This window comes from Steroidobacter gossypii (genome assembly GCF_016801985.1).
GTDB lineage: Bacteria > Pseudomonadota > Gammaproteobacteria > Steroidobacterales > Steroidobacteraceae > Steroidobacter > Steroidobacter gossypii.
The window spans coordinates 1,334,524-1,352,825 of the sequence record NZ_JAEVLS010000001.1 but is presented as its reverse complement, the minus strand read 5'-3'; the positions used below and the strand labels follow the sequence as shown (position 1 = coordinate 1,352,825).

Annotated in this window: 16 protein-coding genes; 7 read left to right on the top strand and 9 right to left on the bottom strand. The window is 61.9% G+C overall.

The features are described from left to right. Window positions 1–37 precede the first annotated feature (37 nt). From JM946_RS05840 to JM946_RS05830, 3 genes are read left to right on the top strand one after another with little or no spacing between them, the layout of a single operon-like run. Window positions 38–1,906 carry an FAD-dependent oxidoreductase gene (locus JM946_RS05840; protein WP_203166198.1) on the top strand — a complete coding sequence of 623 codons (1,869 nt, stop codon included), beginning with the start codon at window positions 38–40 and terminating at the stop codon, window positions 1,904–1,906. After that, entirely contained in the window at window positions 1,852–3,705 is a 1,854-nt protein-coding gene (locus JM946_RS05835; protein WP_203166196.1) for a 2-oxoacid:acceptor oxidoreductase subunit alpha, read from the top strand. The genes JM946_RS05840 and JM946_RS05835 overlap by 55 nt, the downstream gene beginning before the upstream one ends. A 1-nt stretch (window position 3,706) precedes the next feature. After that, window positions 3,707–4,762, top strand: coding sequence for a 2-oxoacid:ferredoxin oxidoreductase subunit beta (locus JM946_RS05830; RefSeq protein WP_203166194.1), 1,056 nt, complete (start codon window positions 3,707–3,709; stop codon window positions 4,760–4,762). Between the two features lie 23 nt (window positions 4,763–4,785). Here JM946_RS05830 and JM946_RS05825 read toward each other — a convergent pair whose 3' ends face one another. The 3 genes from JM946_RS05825 to JM946_RS05815 all read right to left on the bottom strand — a co-directional run bounded on the left by JM946_RS05825 (window position 4,786) and on the right by JM946_RS05815 (window position 6,529). Continuing rightward, complete coding sequence (locus tag JM946_RS05825; protein ID WP_203166192.1) at window positions 4,786–5,472, bottom strand: RES family NAD+ phosphorylase; 687 nt, start codon at window positions 5,470–5,472, stop codon at window positions 4,786–4,788. Beyond that, a complete protein-coding gene (locus JM946_RS05820; RefSeq protein WP_203166191.1) occupies window positions 5,469–5,867 on the bottom strand; it encodes an MbcA/ParS/Xre antitoxin family protein in 399 nt (132 codons plus the stop codon). Before JM946_RS05820 ends, JM946_RS05825 begins: the two co-directional genes overlap by 4 nt. Window positions 5,868–6,184: 317 nt before the next feature. After that, window positions 6,185–6,529, bottom strand: a complete 345-nt coding sequence (locus JM946_RS05815; protein ID WP_203166190.1) for a hypothetical protein — start codon at window positions 6,527–6,529, stop codon at window positions 6,185–6,187. A 150-nt stretch (window positions 6,530–6,679) separates the two neighbouring features. Between JM946_RS05815 and JM946_RS05810 the strand changes: the two genes are divergently transcribed. Next, window positions 6,680–7,453: an SDR family NAD(P)-dependent oxidoreductase gene (locus tag JM946_RS05810; RefSeq protein ID WP_203166189.1), complete on the top strand. Its 774-nt coding sequence runs from the start codon at window positions 6,680–6,682 to the stop codon at window positions 7,451–7,453. Between the two features lie 5 nt (window positions 7,454–7,458). Here JM946_RS05810 and JM946_RS05805 read toward each other — a convergent pair whose 3' ends face one another. Both JM946_RS05805 and JM946_RS05800 read right to left on the bottom strand, forming a co-directional pair. Beyond that, entirely contained in the window at window positions 7,459–9,090 is a 1,632-nt protein-coding gene (locus JM946_RS05805) for a caspase family protein (protein WP_203166188.1), read from the bottom strand. Between the two features lies 1 nt (window position 9,091). Then, window positions 9,092–11,467, bottom strand: a complete 2,376-nt coding sequence (locus JM946_RS05800; protein ID WP_203166186.1) for an autotransporter outer membrane beta-barrel domain-containing protein — start codon at window positions 11,465–11,467, stop codon at window positions 9,092–9,094. A gap of 200 nt (window positions 11,468–11,667) precedes the next feature. Between JM946_RS05800 and JM946_RS05795 the strand changes: the two genes are divergently transcribed. Then, on the top strand, window positions 11,668–12,501 hold the full coding sequence (locus JM946_RS05795; RefSeq protein ID WP_203166181.1) for an alpha/beta fold hydrolase: 834 nt from the start codon (window positions 11,668–11,670) through the stop codon (window positions 12,499–12,501). On the opposite strand, the gene JM946_RS05790 is transcribed toward JM946_RS05795, so the two are convergent. Then, a complete protein-coding gene (locus JM946_RS05790) occupies window positions 12,470–13,558 on the bottom strand; it encodes a glycerophosphodiester phosphodiesterase (RefSeq protein WP_203166180.1) in 1,089 nt (362 codons plus the stop codon). The two genes, JM946_RS05795 and JM946_RS05790, sit on opposite strands and share 32 nt — an antisense overlap. A gap of 11 nt (window positions 13,559–13,569) precedes the next feature. After that, window positions 13,570–14,400, bottom strand: a complete 831-nt coding sequence (locus JM946_RS05785; RefSeq protein ID WP_203166179.1) for an SDR family oxidoreductase — start codon at window positions 14,398–14,400, stop codon at window positions 13,570–13,572. Between the two features lie 156 nt (window positions 14,401–14,556). Here JM946_RS05785 and JM946_RS05780 point away from each other — a divergent pair, with 156 nt between their 5' ends. Beyond that, the gene (locus tag JM946_RS05780; RefSeq protein WP_203166178.1) at window positions 14,557–15,423 is read left to right on the top strand and encodes an alpha/beta fold hydrolase; all 867 of its coding nucleotides are present in this window, start codon (window positions 14,557–14,559) and stop codon (window positions 15,421–15,423) included. Window positions 15,424–15,473: 50 nt separating this feature from the next. Here JM946_RS05780 and JM946_RS05775 read toward each other — a convergent pair whose 3' ends face one another. Continuing rightward, the gene (locus tag JM946_RS05775) at window positions 15,474–16,415 is read right to left on the bottom strand and encodes a putative Ig domain-containing protein (RefSeq protein ID WP_203166177.1); all 942 of its coding nucleotides are present in this window, start codon (window positions 16,413–16,415) and stop codon (window positions 15,474–15,476) included. A 263-nt stretch (window positions 16,416–16,678) separates the two neighbouring features. Here JM946_RS05775 and JM946_RS05770 point away from each other — a divergent pair, with 263 nt between their 5' ends. Next, window positions 16,679–17,839: a DUF3089 domain-containing protein gene (locus tag JM946_RS05770; RefSeq protein ID WP_203166176.1), complete on the top strand. Its 1,161-nt coding sequence runs from the start codon at window positions 16,679–16,681 to the stop codon at window positions 17,837–17,839. 9 nt (window positions 17,840–17,848) lie between these two features. Here JM946_RS05770 and JM946_RS05765 read toward each other — a convergent pair whose 3' ends face one another. Then, window positions 17,849–18,289 carry a hypothetical protein gene (locus tag JM946_RS05765; RefSeq protein WP_203166175.1) on the bottom strand — a complete coding sequence of 147 codons (441 nt, stop codon included), beginning with the start codon at window positions 18,287–18,289 and terminating at the stop codon, window positions 17,849–17,851. Between the last annotated feature and the right edge of the window lie 13 nt (window positions 18,290–18,302).

Sequence of the window (18,302 nt, the reverse complement as noted above, 5' to 3'; positions counted from 1 at the left end):
GGCGCAGTGTCGTCGTGATAGGGGGCTAAGAGTAGCGGTGCAACCGACCGATACTGGAAATCCTGACTATTATCATCGCGTCGTCGATTGCCAGTGGGCCTGCCCGGCCCATACTGACGTTCCCGAATACATCCGCCTGATTGCCCAGGGGCAGTTCACGCAGGCGTATCTCGTCAATCGCGAATCCAATGTATTCCCGGGCATTCTCGGACGGGTGTGCGATCGTCCGTGCGAGCCCGCCTGCCGGCGCGGCCGCGTCGAACCCGCGCCGAATAACGAGCCGGTCGCCATCTGTCGTCTGAAACGCGTCGCTGCCGATCATCGCGACGACGTGCGTCCGTTCCTACCCAAAGCGCCGGCCCAGAAAAACGGCCGTCGCATCGCCTGCATCGGCGCGGGGCCGGCCTCGCTGACGGTCGCCAACGATCTGATGCCGCTTGGCTACGACGTGACCATTTTCGAGAAGTGGCGCACGCCGGGCGGACTGATGCGCACTAATATTCCGTCATTCCGTTTGCCGGAGCAGGTGCTGGCCGAGGAAATCGGCTACATCATCGATTTGGGGGTGGATCTGCGTCTGGGCTCACCGGTGACGAGCATGAAACAACTGCTCGCCACCGGTGAGTTCGACGCCGTCTTCGTGGGCAGTGGCGCGCCCAAGGGCAAGGATCTGAAGCTGCCGGGTCGCACCGACCCGGCCGCCGCCGCCAACATTCACATCGGCATCGACTGGCTCGAGTCGGTGGCGTTCGATCACATCAAAGCCATCGGTCGACGCGTGCTGATCATCGGCGTCGGCAACACCGCGATGGATTGCTGCCGCACATCGCTGCGCCTCGGCGCGAGCGACGTGAAAGTCATGGCCCGCAAGCCGCGCGCCTTCTTCAAAGCGTCCGAGTGGGAACTGGAAGACGCCGAAGCCGAGAACGTCGAGATCGTGATCAATCACGCGCCCAAGGCGTTCGTGATCGAGCACGGCAAGCTCGCCGGCATGCTGTTCGATCTCATGGACTACGATCTCGACGCCCCACTCGACAAAGGGGGCCGGATTGTCGGCGAGCGCGTGCGCGGCGAAAGATTCATCCCGTGCGACGACGTGATCCTGGCCATCGGTCAGGAGAATGCCTTTCCGTGGATCGAAAACGATCTGGGCATCGAGTTCGATCGGTGGCACGTGCCCAAGGTGGACGCGACCACGTTGCAGTCGACCCGGCCCAACGTGTTCTTCGGCGGCGATGCGGCGTTCGGTCCCAAGAACATCATCTGGGCGGTGGAGCACGGGCATCAGGCGGCGATTTCGCTGCATAAATATTGTCAGGGGCTGGATGTGAACCAGCGGCCGCCGCGCGGCCTGAAGCTGTCCAGCCGCAAGATGGGCCTGCACGAGTGGGCCTACAAGAACGACTATGACCCGCTGGAGCGGCGGCTGATGCCGCACGTCGACCTCAAGGAGCGTTTCAAGAAGATCAACATCGAAGTGGAGCTGGGCTTCACCGCCGAACAGGCCGCCGCCGAGGTGCAACGCTGCCTCAATTGCGATGTGCAGACCGTATTCGATGCCCGGCTTTGTATCGAATGCGATGCGTGCATCGATATTTGTCCCGTCGATTGTCTGACCATGACCGTCAACGGCACGGAGGCGGAGATTCGCCAGCGCTTGAAAGCGCCGACGCTGCGCGCGACGCAGCCGCTGTTCGTTTCCGGTCCGTTGCAACATACGGCGCGGGTGATGGTCAAAGATGAAGACGTCTGCGTACATTGCGGACTGTGCGCCGAGCGCTGCCCGACAGCGGCGTGGGATATGCAGAAATCCAAAATCCGCATTCCTTATGCGAGCGACGAGACCTCTCCATGCAGCACGCCCCAGCCAGCAACTCGGCCAGCACCGACACGCCGGATCGCCTGAACGATTTTGTCATCAAGCTCGCCAACGTGAACGGCACTGGCTCGGCCAGCGCCAACACGCTGTTGATGAAATCCATATTCCGGATGGGCATTCCGGTGATGGGCAAGAACTACTTTCCTTCCAACATCCAGGGCCTGCCCACCTGGTACGAGATCCGCATCTCGCGTGACGGCTACGTCGCCCGTTCCGGTCGCATCGACTTCATGGTGGCGATGAATGCCGAAACGTATGCGAAAGACGTGAGGGAAGTGAGCCCTGGCGGCTACCTGCTCTACGACTCCACCTGGCCGCGGCCCGCACTGCTCAAGCGCGACGACATCACCATTTTCGGCGTGCCTCTGGCCCGCATCTGTAACGAAACATTCCAGGGCGTCCGCGCTCGCATCCTGCTCAAGAATATCGTGTACGCCGGTGTGCTGGGTGCGCTGCTGGACATCGAGCTGGACGTGATGCGTACACTGCTCGGCGAGAGCTACGCGAACAAGAAGTCGCTGCTGGATTCGAACCTCAAGGCGCTGGAGCTCGGCTACAACTACGCCAAGGAACGTTTTGCCTGTCCGCTGCCGCTCAAGGTGCGGCGCATGGATAAGACGGCCGATCACATCATGATCGACGGCAATACCGCGGCGGCGCTGGGTTGCATGTATGCCGGCGCAACGGTCGGCGCGTGGTATCCCATCACGCCTTCGACTTCGCTGATGGATGCTTTCAAAGGTTTTTGTCAGAAGTGGCGCATCGATCCGGAGACCGGCAAGCGCAATTACGTGATCGTGCAATGTGAGGACGAGCTCGCCGCAATCGGCGCCGTCATCGGCGCGGCTTGGAACGGCGCGCGTTCGTTCACGCCAACCAGCGGCCCGGGCATTTCGTTGATGAACGAGTTCATCGGGCTGGCTTACTACGCCGAGGTGCCCGCGGTCATCTTCGACATTCAGCGCGTGGGCCCGTCGACAGGCATGCCGACGCGCACTCAACAATGCGATCTGATGCTCGCGGCCTATGCCTCTCATGGCGATACCCGCCACGTGCTGCTGTTCCCGAACAGCCCGGAGGAATGTTTTTACATGGCCGCCCAGTCCTTCGATCTCGCGGAGCGGCTGCAGACGCCGGTGTTCGTGCTATCCGATCTGGACATCGGCATGAACGACTGGATGTGCCCGACTTTGAAATGGGACGACGAGTATCGACCCGATCGCGGCAAGGTGTTGAGCGCCGAGCAGCTCGAACAGATCGAGAAGTTCTATCGCTACCTGGACAAAGATGGCGACGCCATTCCCTACCGCACGCTTCCCGGCACGCATCCGAAGGGCGCGTATTTCACGCGCGGCTCGGGTCACACGCAGTACGGCGGCTACACCGAAGATTCGACTGAATATCAGATCGTTCTCGATCGCCTGAAACGCAAGTTCGAGACCGCGAAAACGCTGGTGCCCAAAGCGGTGATCGACAGTCGGGGTTCAACCAGTCTCGCCATCGTGTCACTCGGCAGCTGTGACGGCGCGGTCCGCGAGGCCCTGGATCTGCTGCGACATCGCGGCGTGCAGATCGACTACATGCGAGTGCGTGCCTTTCCTTTCGGCCAGGAGGTCGAAGATTTCCTCGCCGCTCACTCCCAGATCTTCATAGTCGAGCAGAATCGGGACGCTCAGCTGCGCGCTCTGCTCACGCTGGAGACAGCGGTCGAGAAATCCAAACTGCATTCCATCCTGCATTACAGCGGCCTGCCGATCTCGTCGACCGCGATCGTCGCTGGCGTGCTGGCCTCCGCCCCCGAACAGCGATTGGCCGTGGGAGTTTGATATGAGTTTCATTGCCAAGCCAAAGGTCGCGCACCCCGGTCTGCCGCGAAACGAGCTGGGGCTCACGCGGCGGGACTACGAAGGCGGCATGTCCACCTTGTGCGCCGGTTGCGGCCACGATTCGATCACGGCGGCCGTCATCGAAGCCTGCTGGCAGATGTCGATGCGGCCGGAACAATTGGTGAAGTTGTCGGGCATCGGCTGTTCGTCCAAGACCACGGCGTATTTCGTCAGCGGCGGCCACGGTTTCAACTCGGTGCATGGGCGCATGCCGTCGATCGCCACCGGCGCGATCGCCGCCAACAAGGATCTTTACTACATCGGCGTGTCGGGCGACGGCGATACGTTGTCCATCGGCTTCGGTCAGTTCGCGCACGCCATGCGCCGCAATCTGAACATGCTCTACCTCATCGAGAACAACGGTGTGTACGGGCTGACCAAGGGACAGTTTTCCGCGTCCGCCGACATCGGCTCCAAGGCCAAGAAGGGCGAGGCGAATCTGCAGCCACCGATCGATCCGGTGCTGGCGGCGCTGACGCTCGGCGGCACGTTCGTGGCGCGCAGCTTCTCTGGCGACAAGGAACAATTGGTGCCGCTGATCATCGCTGGCTTGAAGCACCGCGGCTTCGCCTTGATCGACGTGCTGTCACCGTGCGTGACCTTCAACGATCATGAAGGCTCCACCAAGAGTTACGAGTTCGTGCGTGACAACTACGAAGAGGTGGTGCACGCCGATTTCATTCCGCCGGCGCGCGAGATCACCGCGGAGTATGCGGAAGGCGATGCGATGCCGATCGCCTTGCATGATGGCAGCCGCGTGCTGCTGAGAAAGCTCGATCCCTCCTACGACCCGACGCATCGGGGCAAGGCTTTCAACTATCTGCGCGACAAGTTGGCGCAGAACGAGTTCGTCACCGGGCTGATCTACATCGACGAGAGCAGCCCCGAGTTTCACGACATGAACGGCACCACGACGACGCCGGTGAATCAGCTGTCGTACCAGCAACTGAGCCCGGGGTCGAAGGGGCTGGAAAAGATCTTGGCACGATATCGCTGAGCCGCCCCTGGCCGGGCGGCCCTTCAGAGCTCGAACAACACTTCTGACTTTTCGTAGATCTTGGTGATGCGCTCGCCATCCCACACATAAGCGAGCGCCGCGCCTGCCACGGGAATGCTGACAGCTTGAGGCTTGAAGGCGCCGATGCACTCGCCGCCTTCGTGACGCACGCTCCTGTACACCAACCCCCAGTGACCTTCATCGCGCAGTGGTTTCGCGAAAGCCTGCGACGTGGCGTAGTCGTCGGGGTGATGTAAATGATCGAAGCGCGGGCCGCGAACATCCAGGAACGGTTGCAACGGGCGGCCGACGTAAGCGCGCATGTCGACTTCGCACGGCGGCTCATTCGTGGCCGCCAGGAATTTCCCGCGATGATGCGCCGTTTCGCGGATGGCAGTTTCCAAGGAATGGGCGGCGTAGTAGACGCCGTAGCTGCCGTCGCTGAAGCGGCTTGGAAACCCGATGTGAGTGAACGTGGCCATCACGATGCTCGCGCCCGGACCGTAAACCCGATCCGAATCCGGCATCACGGGCGCTTCACCGCTCTCGTCGCGCAGACGATCGTTGGTGAGGCCCTCGATGAACCAGCCCAGTTCCATTTGTCGGGCCGGCAGAATCCTTTCGAACACGTTTACCGGCGGATGCCGGGTCGCGACGATGCGGTAAATCTTTTGCCAGCGGAGCGTGACCGCGCGTGGCCCGGCCGTCATCCGCGCTGCGCGTCCAGATAGCGGCGCACATCCGCCAGGTCCACTACCCGACCGCCAAGCATGCGCTCCAGCGCGGGCTTGCCGCCGAAGCCGGGCGCGGTGTTGGGCTTTTTCACCCAGGCATCGGCCATTTCCTGCGTCGGCAGCAGGATGTGCAGAGCCTTGTAGATGCCCATGACATAGCTGATGCGCTCGAGCGTATCGGCCGACAGGCGCGCCGCTCGATCGCTTTTCCATTTGAAGAAGGTGGACCGAGGCGGTGAGCCCAGCAAAACCCGCTCTTCCTCCGCTCCCAGGCGCCATGCCGCGGTGATATTGAAAAACGCCGTCAGCGCGGTGGCTCCCAACTCGTCCGGATCGAAGCCGGAGCGCTCGAGACTACGTGGCTGGTACATATCGCAGTCCTCTAATGGAGTGAATGATAAATTACTCCATTGATGGACTGATTTCCATAGCAAGGTTTCCGACATGATCCACTCCTGTTGGGCGTCGGTTCGGTGGGCGCAATTAGATCGCGATTAGACCGCGAGACCAGGCGCAGCCGCGCATGGCTATTTCATGGGTCGAGTCGGGACGACAGAGAAAGCTTCGATCCTTGAAGGCTGACTGTTTGGGGAGGTGTCGAAGCGCAGCCTGCCTGCCGCGCTTCGCGAACGATCGTTCAGTTAACGGCCGGTTCGCCCAGCAATGGCGTGACCGACCGGCACGATTTTCAGCTTCTGTCGCGAGCAGTCAACCACAAGCGGCAGACCGCAGCATTACGTTCAATCGGTGCGCCGACGCGCCGATGTTTGGCGCCCACCTGTTGCAGGCAGCGCGGATCGTGCGCCCACTGTAAAGCGTAGACCATCGGATCCAGGCTGGCGTTCACCAGATCGCGGAGATGCTTGCCCCATTGCTGCGTGGATTTCATAACAACCTCTACGTCTTTCCGATCCAAGAACGTTCCGCTCGCGTAGGCAGTTCCGCAGTGGTCGTACAAGACATCGGCACGAGGCTGCCGCCGTTTAGCGACAGGGCGCACAGTTCCACGCAATTGCTGCGCAATTTCCGGCATGCAGTGCGCTCGACGAAACTTGACGCATTAACTCACATCAATCTGTCATTTAACGGTGGTCTGTTCAGCTTCGCGGTAGGAGCTGCGCGGGCGCTTCGTTATGATCGTGCTCACAACAGACACACTCGATAAGCACCGTTGGGGAACGTCATGACTTCATCTCTGTTCGATCTCACTGGCAAGGTCGCGGTGATCACCGGCTCCAGTCGCGGCATCGGCCGCGCCATCGCCGAACGCATGGCGGAACATGGCGGCAAGGTGGTCGTCACCAGTCGCAAGCTCGATGCGTGCGAGGAAGTGGTCAAAGCCATCAAGGACAAGGGCGGCGAAGCCATCGCGCTCGCTTGTAACATCAGTCGCAAAGAAGAATTGCAGAAGCTGGTCGACGACACGTGCCAACATTGGGGCGGCATCGACGTGCTGGTGTGTAACGCCGCGGTGAATCCCTACTACGGTCCGTCCATCGACATGCCGGACGATGCGTACGACAAAGTCATGAACAGCAACGTGCGCAGCAACTTCTGGTTGTGCAACATGGTGCTGCCGCAGATGGCGCAGCGGGGCGGCGGCTCCATCATCATCATTTCTTCCATCGCGGGTCTGATCGGCTCGCCCACGCTCGGTGTCTACGGTTTGTCCAAGGCCGCCGACATGGCGTTGGCCCGCAATTTGTGCGCCGAGTGGGGCCCGAAAAACATTCGCGCCAATTGCATCGCGCCCGGCCTGATCCGCACCGATTTCGCCAAAGCGCTGTGGGAAGATCCAAAGGTGTATCAGCACACCGTCAAGGCGTATCCGCTGCGTCGTATCGGCGAGCCGGACGAGATCGCCGGCGCCGCGGTGTTCCTTGCCGGGCCGAGCGGCTCGTTCATGACCGGCCAGACCATCGTCATCGACGGCGGCGGCGTGGTGGGCCGAGGCTGAACCGGTCAGCTCCGCGAGCGCGGCACGAAGAAGAAGTCGCCCACTTCGTGACCCGCGCCTTTGATGGATTTGAACTCCGGCCGCTGCACGAACTTGTTGTTTTGCGCAGCGACCTCGACCCGCTTGCGAATCCGGCTGAACAGCTCGGGGCTGGAGAGAATGCCTTGGTTACTCTCCAGTTCGTCCAGGAACGCACGCGCGAACACCGAATTGCCGCCACTGCCCTCGTCCAGCACCGGCTTGTCGCCGCCCGATGAAAGCAGCAGCCGCGCGCGCTTGGGCAGCTTGAACTTGATGTACTCCTGCGAGTAACTCACCTTGTCGTTCAGGAACAGATAACTGGGATCGGTGGACAACAAACCCGCATAACAGGAGTCGGCCACGACCAGCACTCGCCGGGCCGGCAAACGGCCGAGATGGCCGGTGATCTGCTCGTTTGGCACCCAGAACGTATCTTTGGGCGGCGCCTCGGCATTCACCGGCAGCCAGTAGCCCGCCTCGCTCCTGCCGCTCTGCAGACGTGCGCCGTGGCCGGCGTAATAGATGAGCAAATTGTCGTCCGGTTTGAGCACCGCGTTGAGATCGTTGATGGCCTTCAACATGGTGATGTCGTTGGCGTCCTCGAGAATCGATACGGTGAAGCCGTAACGATCGGCCAGGATGCGGGCGGCGCGCTCCGCGTCCGCTTTCGGCGTGGCCAGGCTTTCGATGCTCTGATAATTCTGATTGCCGATGACGATGGCGTAGTAGCGACCGAAGTTCATGCCCGCCAGGGTTCGCTCGTCCGCGGTCGGCGGCAGCTGCGCGAGCTCAGTCGTGCCTCGCGGAGTCCGCGTCCTCGGAATGCCGGCCAGTCGTTCAGTGTTCTTGCGGCGCTCGGCTTGCAGTTGCTCGATCCATTTCTTCAGCGCCTGAATCTCCTTGTTGCTGTCCTCGACGGCGTGATCCGCGGAAGCTTGCCTGGCGAGTTGCGCCTGCAGCTCTTTCAATTGCCTTTGCAGCAGCTCGAGCTGCCCGTCCTTTTCGGCGATGGCGCCTTCGAGTTCTTTGCGCAACTCGTCCTGTTCGCGTTGCGCGGCGGAGGCGTAGATGATGTTGTCTTCGGGCACGCCCCACGCCTGTCGATACAGGTTCAATGCTTTGAGCCCGTCTTGCGGCACGCCCAGGCCCTGCTCATACATCGTCCCCAGGTTGAACAGCGCGCGAGCGTAGTTTTTATCGGCGGCTTTTTGATACCACATCGCGGCCGCTTCGTAGTCAGGCTCCACGCCCATGCCGCGTTCGTAGATTTCACCCACGTTGGTCTGCGCTTCGACGTCGCCCGATTCGGCAGCTTGCAGCCAGATGCGCAGCGCGGATTGCAAGTCGGCACGATCGTATGCGACGTATTCCCCGCCGCGGATCGAACATTCGGACGCGGTGGTTCGGATCGGTCGGCGTTGTGACAGGAAGCTGCGGTTGCCCAGCTGGCGCACCTGGCCGGGCAACAGGCAATCGACGATTTCGAGCTCGGAGCGCTTCACCATGCCGTGGGTCGCCCTGTCCGTGGGCGCCGCAGCTGACGCCATGACCAGCAGACCGGGCGCCAGCAACGCGGCGACGCGGCCCAGAGTCTTCGGCAGATGATGCATTTTCATATCAGAAGCTTCTCTGCAGTCGCAGGCCCAGGCTCACGTCCTGGAAGCTGATGAACTCGAAGCTCTCCAGGCGCTGATACTCGACGTACGCCGAGATTCCGTGGATGAACTGCGCCGACATGCCAGTGGCCAGGCGCCAGTACGATTGGTCTGGATTGTCGGTTTCCACCAGGATGGGCGGAGTGCTGGTGGCATTCGGATCGGCAGCGAAGCGCACGCCGAAGACGTCGACATCGTCCTTGAATTCGCGAACGTAGTCGACACGCAGGTGAGGTAGTAGCACGCCCCAACTCAGATTCCAGGCATAGGTGGCGCGGAAACCGACATTGCCCGTGAACGACTGGAAGCTTTGCTCGTCGTAGATCAGGTTCAGGCCGCCCGCGCCCCTCTCGGTGAAACTGTCGATAGTGGCGTCGATGTAGAACACGCCCAGGTTCGGCGAGAGGGTTAGCCCGCCGATCAGGAAGTCATAGCCGCCAGAAACTCCCGCGCTATACGTCATGCCATCGGTATCGCCGTGTGCATCGACGTTCACCAGGCCTGTGCCATCCACATAGGTGATATTGCGATCGGCGCCGTATTTGGCGTTGGCGACATTCACGATGGCGTCGAAATAGAAGTCACGCGCCGCGTACACGGAGCCATACAGCGAGGCGGCCCAGGTGTCCGTATCGAGCCCGCCCTCCTCGCGCGGGTCGAACTCGATGGTCGATTGGCCATACGCGAGCGACAGTCCGCCGACCCACTTGTCGTTGAAGCGGTAGTCCAGGCCGCCGACCAGCGCCCATTGATCGGCATCGAAGGCCGGCGCATTGGCGCTGCGATCCTTATCGCCGAAGCTGAAGTTGCCGCGCGCCCACATGCCCCACTTGTCGCTGAGCAAGCCACCTGGCTCGTCGGCGCTGGCGCCGCCGCCCAGCAGACCCTTCACCATGTCCTGCAACTGCGCCAGCGGCACAGGTTTACCGTCGACGATGATGTTGAGGCCCGCAAGACTCAGCCCGCGCGCGCCACCTCGCAATGCCATCAAACGATCCATCACGCTTGCGTATTGGGTGTTGGCGAACAACAAAGTTTGAGTGCGAGCGACGGCGAAATCGTCCGCGACCAACTCTTCGAGCGCCGCGACCTGATTCGAAGTGGTGTTGGCGATCTGCAGGCCATTGCAGCGAACCAGCAGGTCCTGCTGATCGGCGGTCAGCGCCGCCCCCTCGTCGCTCGACAGATCTCGCAGCTCACCGCAGATACGATCCAACGCGACCGCCACGCGCCGCTGATTCGGCGACAGGTTGGGGAGCTCCGAAAGTCTGGTGATCGTGCCTGCCCCGATGGTGATAGTGACGCTGTCGGCGCTCTGCAGACCCGAGTTGTCGGTGATCAGCAGGCGGATCAGGTTGTCGCCGTCCGGCAAGCGGACCTGCAGCGTCGGCGACGCACTCGTGCCGAGCAACTCTTCGTTCTCGCCATCGGTGATGCGCGACCAGCGATATGAAACGATCGCGCCGTCCGCATCGGTGGACAGACTCGCATCGAGGGTTACGTCTTCTCCGTTCTCACCGTCGGTATCCGCGACAGTGCGATCGCCACCTGCGTTCGCCGTCGGCCCGGTCGCGTTGCCGACCGTGATTGTGACTTCATCTTCGCCCGCGCCATCGCTCTGGTCGGTGACCACCACGCGCACGCGCGAAACACCGTCGGGAAGCGCAATAGTCGGATTCGGGGCCGTCGAGATGGGCTCATCCGACTCATCGACATACCAAGCGAACTGGAGCAACTCGCCTTCGGGATCGCTGGCGGTCGCAGCGAATGTCACGTTTTCACCCGGCGCGCCGTCCGTGTCGCTTACGGCGCGACTACCGCCGTTGATGGCGACGACCGGCGGTTGATTTGGATCCTCGCAGGCAGCCTCTTGTTGTTCGTTGCCGGGAGTCACGATCCCGGGCCCCGGAGCGTTGACGATCTGGATGCCCGGAAAGCCGGTCGAACCGGTTTCCTGTTGACCGTTGGCCGCGGTCAACGGCGCCGTCAATGTGTCTCCGGCCGATGGCGAGTATTCGACGTTGAAAACGATCACGCAGACCGAGCCAGTATCGCCGCCGAGGGGATCGTATGGCTGAATGGCCAGCGCGGTCGGCTCGCCATTGAGCAGCACCACGCCTTGACCGGTGTCGATGGAGATTGGCGCCGAGCCGCTGACCGCGCCGGCCTGGCGCAGGTTCACGATCACCGCATCGCCCATCGCGGGAATCGGAATATTCACCGAGCTGCTGAACGTCGGCGGCACCGCGTGTGCCAGTGGCGCCATGGCCAGCAACGCCGCACCGCTCATCCAAGCCGCCAACGAGCCTCCCGCTCGCCCGAGCGCCCTCACCTTCATCGCAAGCTCTCCCGATTTGGTATTGGTATTCGATGGCCAGCGGAAACGCTGCACTCCGTGCCGCGCGTATTTATCAGCCAGAATCGCGCGGCGACAATGGACCTTTAGCCCGACTACGAATCGCGTTCGGCAGGAGTGCCCGGGGCCACTCTGCTCCGGGAAGTTGACTTCCGTTGTGATGTCCGTCGCAATCGCATGTCATGAGCCTCGGCATTGCCCTTAAGCACGTGCTCGCCCCGCTGGTCATCGCCGGCGCGGCGATCATCGGCGGCTGCGCCTCGCCCGGGGAACTGCTCGACCGGCGAGCCCGCGCTGCCGGCCTCGAGATCGTTCATGTTTCCTCGGGCGAGTTCCCAAGTCTTGTTTATCTCAAACGCAATGACCGGCTCGCCTCTGCCACGGCGCTGACGATTTTTCTGGAGAGCGACGGCCTTCCCTGGAGTGACGGTCGCACGCCCAGCGCCGATCCCACTACGCGACAGCCGCTTGCATTGGAACTGATGATCCGCTCGCCGGGACCGGCAGCATACATAACGCGCCCGTGCTATCACGGCCTTCGTCCAGAGAAGTGCACAGTGGAACTCTGGACGGGCGCGAGATATTCGCCCCAGATCGTCGAGAGCATGGCGGCCACGGCGCGGGAAGCTCAGCGCCAGATCGGCGCTGCGAATGTTTCACTCGTCGGCTACAGCGGTGGGGGCGCGCTAGCGGTGCTGATTGCAGAGCGTCTGGAGAATGTCACATCCGTGGTGACTGTCGCCGCCAATCTCGATACCGACGCTTGGACCGAGCATCACGGGTATCTGCCGATGTCACAGTCCCTGAATCCCGCATTGAGCGAGCGCCCGCATCCCTGGCCGGAGTTTCATTTGCGGGGCGCGAATGATTCGGTGGTGCCCGCGGCGACCACTGCCAGGTATTTCTCGCGTTATCCCGAAGCACGACAGCGAACCGTCGAAGGGTTCGATCACGTTTGCTGTTGGGTGCGTGAGTGGCCCGGCATCAGCGAGATTGCCACTGCGCGCGCGCCTTGAGCGCGGTATCCGAGAAGTCAGAAAACACGCCGTCGACGCCCAGCTCGAAAAAGCGACGGTACTCGTTCAGCGGGTCGTTCTCATATTCCGGCGCGAGCGTGGCAGGCTCATCTCTGAATGTATAAGTATGCACACGCAAGCCGGCCGCGTGCGCTTGTTCGATTGCCGTCGTGGTCAGCAGCTTGGGCTGCCCGACATCCCGCAGAATTTGCCGCTTCCACGGACCGATCGCGTACGCATAGCTCGCCACCTCGGTCAAGCTGCTGGGACGCTCCCCACCACGAGGATCGCCGTAATCCGGAATGTGAACGCCCACCACTCGCTTGCCGCTGGCATCGTAGATCAGCGAGCCTTCGTCCATCAGCTGCACCAGCGGCAGCTCGGTTTTGCTCCGCAGATACTGGAGGTTGGCGCTTTCGAACGACTGAATGAAAATCGGTGTGCCGGCCCGATTCAAGTTGCGCCGATTCAGGGCATCGATCAAGCGATCTTCCAACGGCAACTGCAGGGCCAGATGAAAGGCCGGATGTTTGGTTTCCGGATAGATGCCGATCGGCCGCCCGCGACGCGTCGACTCCCGTTCCACCAGATCGAGGATCTCCTCGAAGGTTGGCACGGTGTACATGCCGTCGTACTCCTTGGAGCGCGCCGGATTGGCCTGCACCGCTCGCAGTTCGCGGATCTCGGCGAGCGTGAAGTCGCTGGCGTAGAACCCGGCGACTTGCTTTCCGTCCAGCGTCTTCGTGCTCCGGCGCGCAGCGAACTCCGGTCGTGATTTCACATCCGTCGTGTCGTCGAGCAATGGCTCATGGCGCGCGATCAAATGACCGTCGCGCGTCGCGACCAGATCCGGCTCGATATAATCGGCGCCGAATTCGATGGCCAGCAGGTAAGACGCGAGCGTGTGCTCGGGCCGATAACCCGAGGCGCCACGATGAGCGATGACCAGCGGCGGCGCGCCGTCCAACGTCCCCCATTTCTTGTCCGCCGAAGCTTGCGCGTGCGTCGAGTCGCCCATCGTCAATACCATCGCCAGTACAAAGCCGAGTGCCGTCATCGTTGAATCGATCAGTCGACGAAAAAGTCCGGCTGAAACTGTTTGTTGCCCGGCGTAACGGCGTACGGATCGAGATCGGTGACGCCCGCGCTGGCGAGCACTTCGTCATCGATGAAGAAGTTGCCAGTGCAGTTGCGTGGGTCGCGCGTCAGAATCGCATGCGCCGCGTCCGCCATGATCTCGGGCTTGCGAGCGCGCTTGGGATCGGCAAGCGCAATCACATTCAGAGCGGCGGTCGCGATGACAGTGCGCGGCCAGAGTGCGTTGACACCGATGCCGTCGCGACGAAATTCTTCCGCCATGCCGAGCACGCACATGCTCATGCCGTACTTCGCCATGGTGTATGCCACATGCGGCGCGAACCAACGCGGCTTCATGCTCAACGGCGGCGACAGGTTGAGAATGTGAGGATTGCGCCCCGCCTTGGCGGACTCCTGCAGATATGGGAGGCACGCCTGCGAGCATACGAACGTGCCGCGCACGTTGACGCCGAACATCAGATCGAAACGCTTCATCGGCGTTTCGAGCGTGCCGGTGAGCGAGATGGCGCTGGCGTTGTTCACCAGGATGTCCAGGCCGCCGAAACGCTCGGCGCATTTCTTAGCCGCGGCGGCGACCGCGTTCTCGTCGCGAATATCCACCTGCATGGGCAACGCCTTGCCGCCGGCAGCCTCGATGGCCTCGGCTGCGGTGTGAATCGTGCCGGGCAATTTCGGATTCGGTTGATCGCTCTTGGCCGCGATCGCGATGTTGGCGCCATCCTTCGCGGCGCGTAAGGCGATGGCCAGGCCGATGCCGCGTGAGGCGCCCGAAATGAAAAGAGTCTTGCCGCGAAGTGACATACGAGCTCCGACGAGTGAGACGATGCGCCATCATAGGCCCGATCCGCACAGCGAGCATAGCGGCGCCGCGAGGCGTATCGGACACGGTCCAACTGTCGGGCAGTAACTTGCGCTGCGCCGTTATATAGTCGGCCCGAACAAAACGGGGGAACCGCGATGGCCACGGACAGCACGGATATTTGGGATCAGGTCGAGCACCGATACGCCGATGCCGACGGCGTCAGGATCCACTATGCGGCACTCGGCCAGGGTCCGCTGGTGGTGATGATCCACGGCTTTCCCGACTTCTGGTATTCCTGGCGCAAACAGATGCGCGCACTGGCCGACCATGGTTATCGCACGGCGGCCGTGGACCTGCGCGGTTACAACTTATCCGACAAGCCCAAGGGCGTGGAGAACTACGCCATGCCTGCGCTGGTCGGCGACATCGCCGCGGTGATCAAGGCTGAGAAAGTCGACCAGGCAGTCATCGTCGGTCACGACTGGGGCGGCTCGGTGGCGTGGAACGTCGCGATGCGCCGACCGGATATCACGCGCCTGCTGATCATTTGCAATCTGCCGCATCCCGCCGGCATCGCCCGCGAGATCGCCGCCAATCCCGAGCAGAAAAAGAACAGCCAGTACGCGTTCAACTTCCAGCAGCCGGACGCGCACCAATCGATCTCATTGGAGCGGCTGACGCAGTGGGTGACCGATCTGCAAGCGCGGCCGCGTTATCTGCAGGCCTTCCAGCAATCGGACGTGGAGGCCATGCTCAATTATTACAAAGCGAATTATCCCAAGCCCGACGCGCCACCGCCGCCGGCGAACTTCACCTTTCCCAAGGTGCAGGCGCCGGTGTTGATGTTCCATGGCCTGGACGACCAGGCCTTGCTGCCCGGCGCGCTGGATGGCACGTGGCGATGGGTCGAGAAGGATCTGACCATCATGACCCTCCCTGGCGCGAATCATTTCGTCCAGCAGGATGCGGCGGAGACAGTCAGCAATACCATGATCGACTGGCTGTCCCGCCGCAAACCCTGACCCGCGTGAAGCTGCTCTCCCGCCGGAGGCGCCAGGGCGAGTACCTCGTATTATCGAACCACCTTGGTCACCACATTCGAGCCTGAGCTCTCGGTGCCCGACGAGTTGTAGGCGCGAATCGAGAAGTAATAAGTCGCGGGCGACAGATCGCTGATCACGTAACGCGTCAGACCAGCATTGCTGAGCTGCACGGTGCGCGACAGATTGGTCGGGCTGGTGCCGTAGTAGATGCGGTAGCCAGCCAGATTGCTCAGCTGCGTGCCATTGGTGTTGGTGGTCGGAGGGGTCCAGCTCAGCGACGCGGAGCCGCTGTTGCTGCCCGCGGCGGTCACGGCGATGTTGAAGGCCCGCAGCGAGGTGCGATTGGCGCCGTCGCTCGCCGAGATCACGATGTTGGAGAAGGTGCCGACGTTCGAGGCGCTCGGCGTGCCGGTCAGAGCGCCGGTGCTGGTGTTGAAAGCGGCCCAGCTCGGACGATTGGAGATCGACCAGGTGAGCGTGCGGCCTTCCGGATCGGAGCCCGTGGGGCGGAAGCTGTAGGCGCTGCCGGCGGTGATCGAAGTCGCCGGCGTGCCGCTCACGACCGGAGGACGGTTGGAGCCGCTGCCGCTGTCACCACCGGTGGGGGAATACACTTGAATCGAGAACGGCGGCAGGCTGGCCGTGCCAGTGCTGCTTCTCACCGAGATACGGATGTTAGAGTACGTGCCGGCGCGCGCTGGCGTGGCACCTTCGAGACGTCCCGTTTGCACCGAGAACTTGGCCCACGACGGCTTGTTGACGATCGAATAACGCAGCGGCGACCTCGAGGCTGGATCGCTGGCGGCGGGTTGGAAGCTATACCAGCCATTGACGCCGAACCGCGTCTTCGGCGTGCCGGAAATAGTAGGCGCCGCCTCGACCACACTGCTGAGCAAAGTGAGCGCGCAAATGGCGGCAAAAAAAAGTGCGAACGCACCCAACATGGGTGCGCGCAGGGATGAAATGCGCATGGACAATCCTCGCGGGTATGACACGGGAGCTGCACCGCTACGCATGCGATGCAGCGCTCACCCACAGCTGCGATCTGCCGTTCTGCCTGACTCGTCCTGGTCGGCCATCGCATGCATGGAGCTTGTCGATGCGCCGGAGTGTCGCTCTGTGGGCGGGCGCAGTTAACGATGAGAATTCAGCTTGTGCAAAATGTCGTAACGTTCAGACAGTGTCTGCAAATGCATTCACTGCAATGTCACAAAACAAATCGCAGAGATGAAACATGAAAAAAATACTGATCGGCGCGCTCACGATCGCGCTGCTCGCGAGCGCGGCAAGTTATATCTATCGCGACGAAATCCGCATGATGATGGCTTTCAATAAGCTCAAACCCGCCGTGCCTTTCAGGCATGCCAGTAGCCCCGCCTCGCCCGATTACTCGCGCGAGCAGAGTTGGGCAGCGCTGCCGAATCGCGTCGACTCAGCAGATGCCTTACCCGCAATTGGTGTTATGGATCAGCAGGCAAGCGCTGCGGTCGATGTGTTTTTCATCCATCCGACCACTTACTTCGGCACGGACAACTGGAATCAATCGGTGGACGACGCACGAGTCAATCAGCTCACCGACATGTTCGTGATGCGTGGCCAGGCCTCGGTGTTCAACAGCTGCTGCCGCATTTACGCGCCGCGCTACCGCCAGGCCACGATTTATTCTTTTCTGGATCGATCCGGCAGCGGCGCCTCGGCGCTGCAGCTCGCCTACAACGATGTGGAGCGCGCCTTCGACTATTTCTTGCAAAACTACAGCCGCGATCGCCCCTTCGTGCTGGCCGCGCACAGCCAGGGCTCGGCGCATCTGAGCAAGCTGCTGGAGAGGCGCATCACCGGCACGCATCTGCGCAACCGGCTGGTGGCCGCCTATCCCATCGGCTTCAGTCTGGATGCCGAAGCTCTGGCCAGGTCGGCGCCCGATGTGCCAGTGTGCGAGTCCGCCGAACAAACCGGCTGCATGGTGTCGTGGAACGCGGTAGGCCCGGACGCCAAACAGTACGCGGACACGAGCAAGAACATCTGTGTGAATCCGCTTACGTGGAAGACCGACGGTGCGCCGGCTGCGGCGGATTTGAATTTGGGCGGCGTGAGTTATCCCGGCACGTTCAAGGGGACGCTCGCGGATCTGCAGGCGCTGCCGCAGGACTTCATCGACGCCCAACCGATCGTCGAACCGCGCGTCGCCGACGCGCGATGCGAAAATGGAATGTTACTGGTGCGCGAGATCCATTCGGCGCACTACTCGTCACGGCCCATGGGGCGCGACAACTATCACATCTACGATTACCACCTGTTCGCCATGAACCTGCGCCAGAACGCCGAGCTGCGGGTCGCGCAGTATCTGGCCAACCCGCCGAAGCGGGAGATCACGCGGCCGAAGTTGGCGAATTAGCGGCGCAAATCAGCGCGGCATGTCCGGGCAGACGTATGGCACGCTCGCCGTGACATACGTCTGCACCCGGTCCTGTCCGGCGAGCTGCAGGCTCAGATTGTTTTCATCGGGCATGGAGATCGTGGCCTGGATCGGAATGGTGTCTTCGATCCAGCGGATGCGATCGCCGTCCGCGCCCCACTTCGAGATGCGGTAGGTGTCGAAACAGGAATCCATCAGCAGCGAGCGATCCGGCAAGAAGATCAACAGCGAGCCGCGCGAGTGCCCTGGCGTGGTCGAGACCCAGATCTTGCCGATGAAACGAGGATCGGCCGGCTGACCCAGCTGTTCGGTATCCGATGACTGTGCAGGCGGCGGAGGCGGCGCAGCCTGCGCCGTCGGCTCGGGTTTACTGCAGGCTGCCGAGGTCAGCAGCGTCACCGTCATCAAAGCCAGAAATGGATTACGCATGGAAGTTTTACCG

What these genes read in the sequence shown, in the direction of transcription:
- JM946_RS05775 (WP_203166177.1), bottom strand. Translation starts at nt 16,415, where the DNA reads ATGCGCATTTCATCCCTGCGCGCACCCATGTTGGGTGCGTTCGCACTT.
- JM946_RS05765 (WP_203166175.1), bottom strand. Translation starts at nt 18,289, where the DNA reads ATGCGTAATCCATTTCTGGCTTTGATGACGGTGACGCTGCTGACCTCG.
- JM946_RS05805 (WP_203166188.1), bottom strand. Translation starts at nt 9,090, where the DNA reads ATGAAAATGCATCATCTGCCGAAGACTCTGGGCCGCGTCGCCGCGTTG.
- JM946_RS05825 (WP_203166192.1), bottom strand. Translation starts at nt 5,472, where the DNA reads ATGACGGCCGGGCCACGCGCGGTCACGCTCCGCTGGCAAAAGATTTAC.
- JM946_RS05795 (WP_203166181.1), top strand. Translation starts at nt 11,668, where the DNA reads ATGAGCCTCGGCATTGCCCTTAAGCACGTGCTCGCCCCGCTGGTCATC.
- JM946_RS05790 (WP_203166180.1), bottom strand. Translation starts at nt 13,558, where the DNA reads ATGACGGCACTCGGCTTTGTACTGGCGATGGTATTGACGATGGGCGAC.
- JM946_RS05770 (WP_203166176.1), top strand. Translation starts at nt 16,679, where the DNA reads ATGAAAAAAATACTGATCGGCGCGCTCACGATCGCGCTGCTCGCGAGC.
- JM946_RS05830 (WP_203166194.1), top strand. Translation starts at nt 3,707, where the DNA reads ATGAGTTTCATTGCCAAGCCAAAGGTCGCGCACCCCGGTCTGCCGCGA.
- JM946_RS05815 (WP_203166190.1), bottom strand. Translation starts at nt 6,529, where the DNA reads ATGCCGGAAATTGCGCAGCAATTGCGTGGAACTGTGCGCCCTGTCGCT.
- JM946_RS05810 (WP_203166189.1), top strand. Translation starts at nt 6,680, where the DNA reads ATGACTTCATCTCTGTTCGATCTCACTGGCAAGGTCGCGGTGATCACC.
- JM946_RS05780 (WP_203166178.1), top strand. Translation starts at nt 14,557, where the DNA reads ATGGCCACGGACAGCACGGATATTTGGGATCAGGTCGAGCACCGATAC.
- JM946_RS05820 (WP_203166191.1), bottom strand. Translation starts at nt 5,867, where the DNA reads ATGTACCAGCCACGTAGTCTCGAGCGCTCCGGCTTCGATCCGGACGAG.
- JM946_RS05835 (WP_203166196.1), top strand. Translation starts at nt 1,852, where the DNA reads ATGCAGCACGCCCCAGCCAGCAACTCGGCCAGCACCGACACGCCGGAT.
- JM946_RS05800 (WP_203166186.1), bottom strand. Translation starts at nt 11,467, where the DNA reads ATGAAGGTGAGGGCGCTCGGGCGAGCGGGAGGCTCGTTGGCGGCTTGG.
- JM946_RS05785 (WP_203166179.1), bottom strand. Translation starts at nt 14,400, where the DNA reads ATGTCACTTCGCGGCAAGACTCTTTTCATTTCGGGCGCCTCACGCGGC.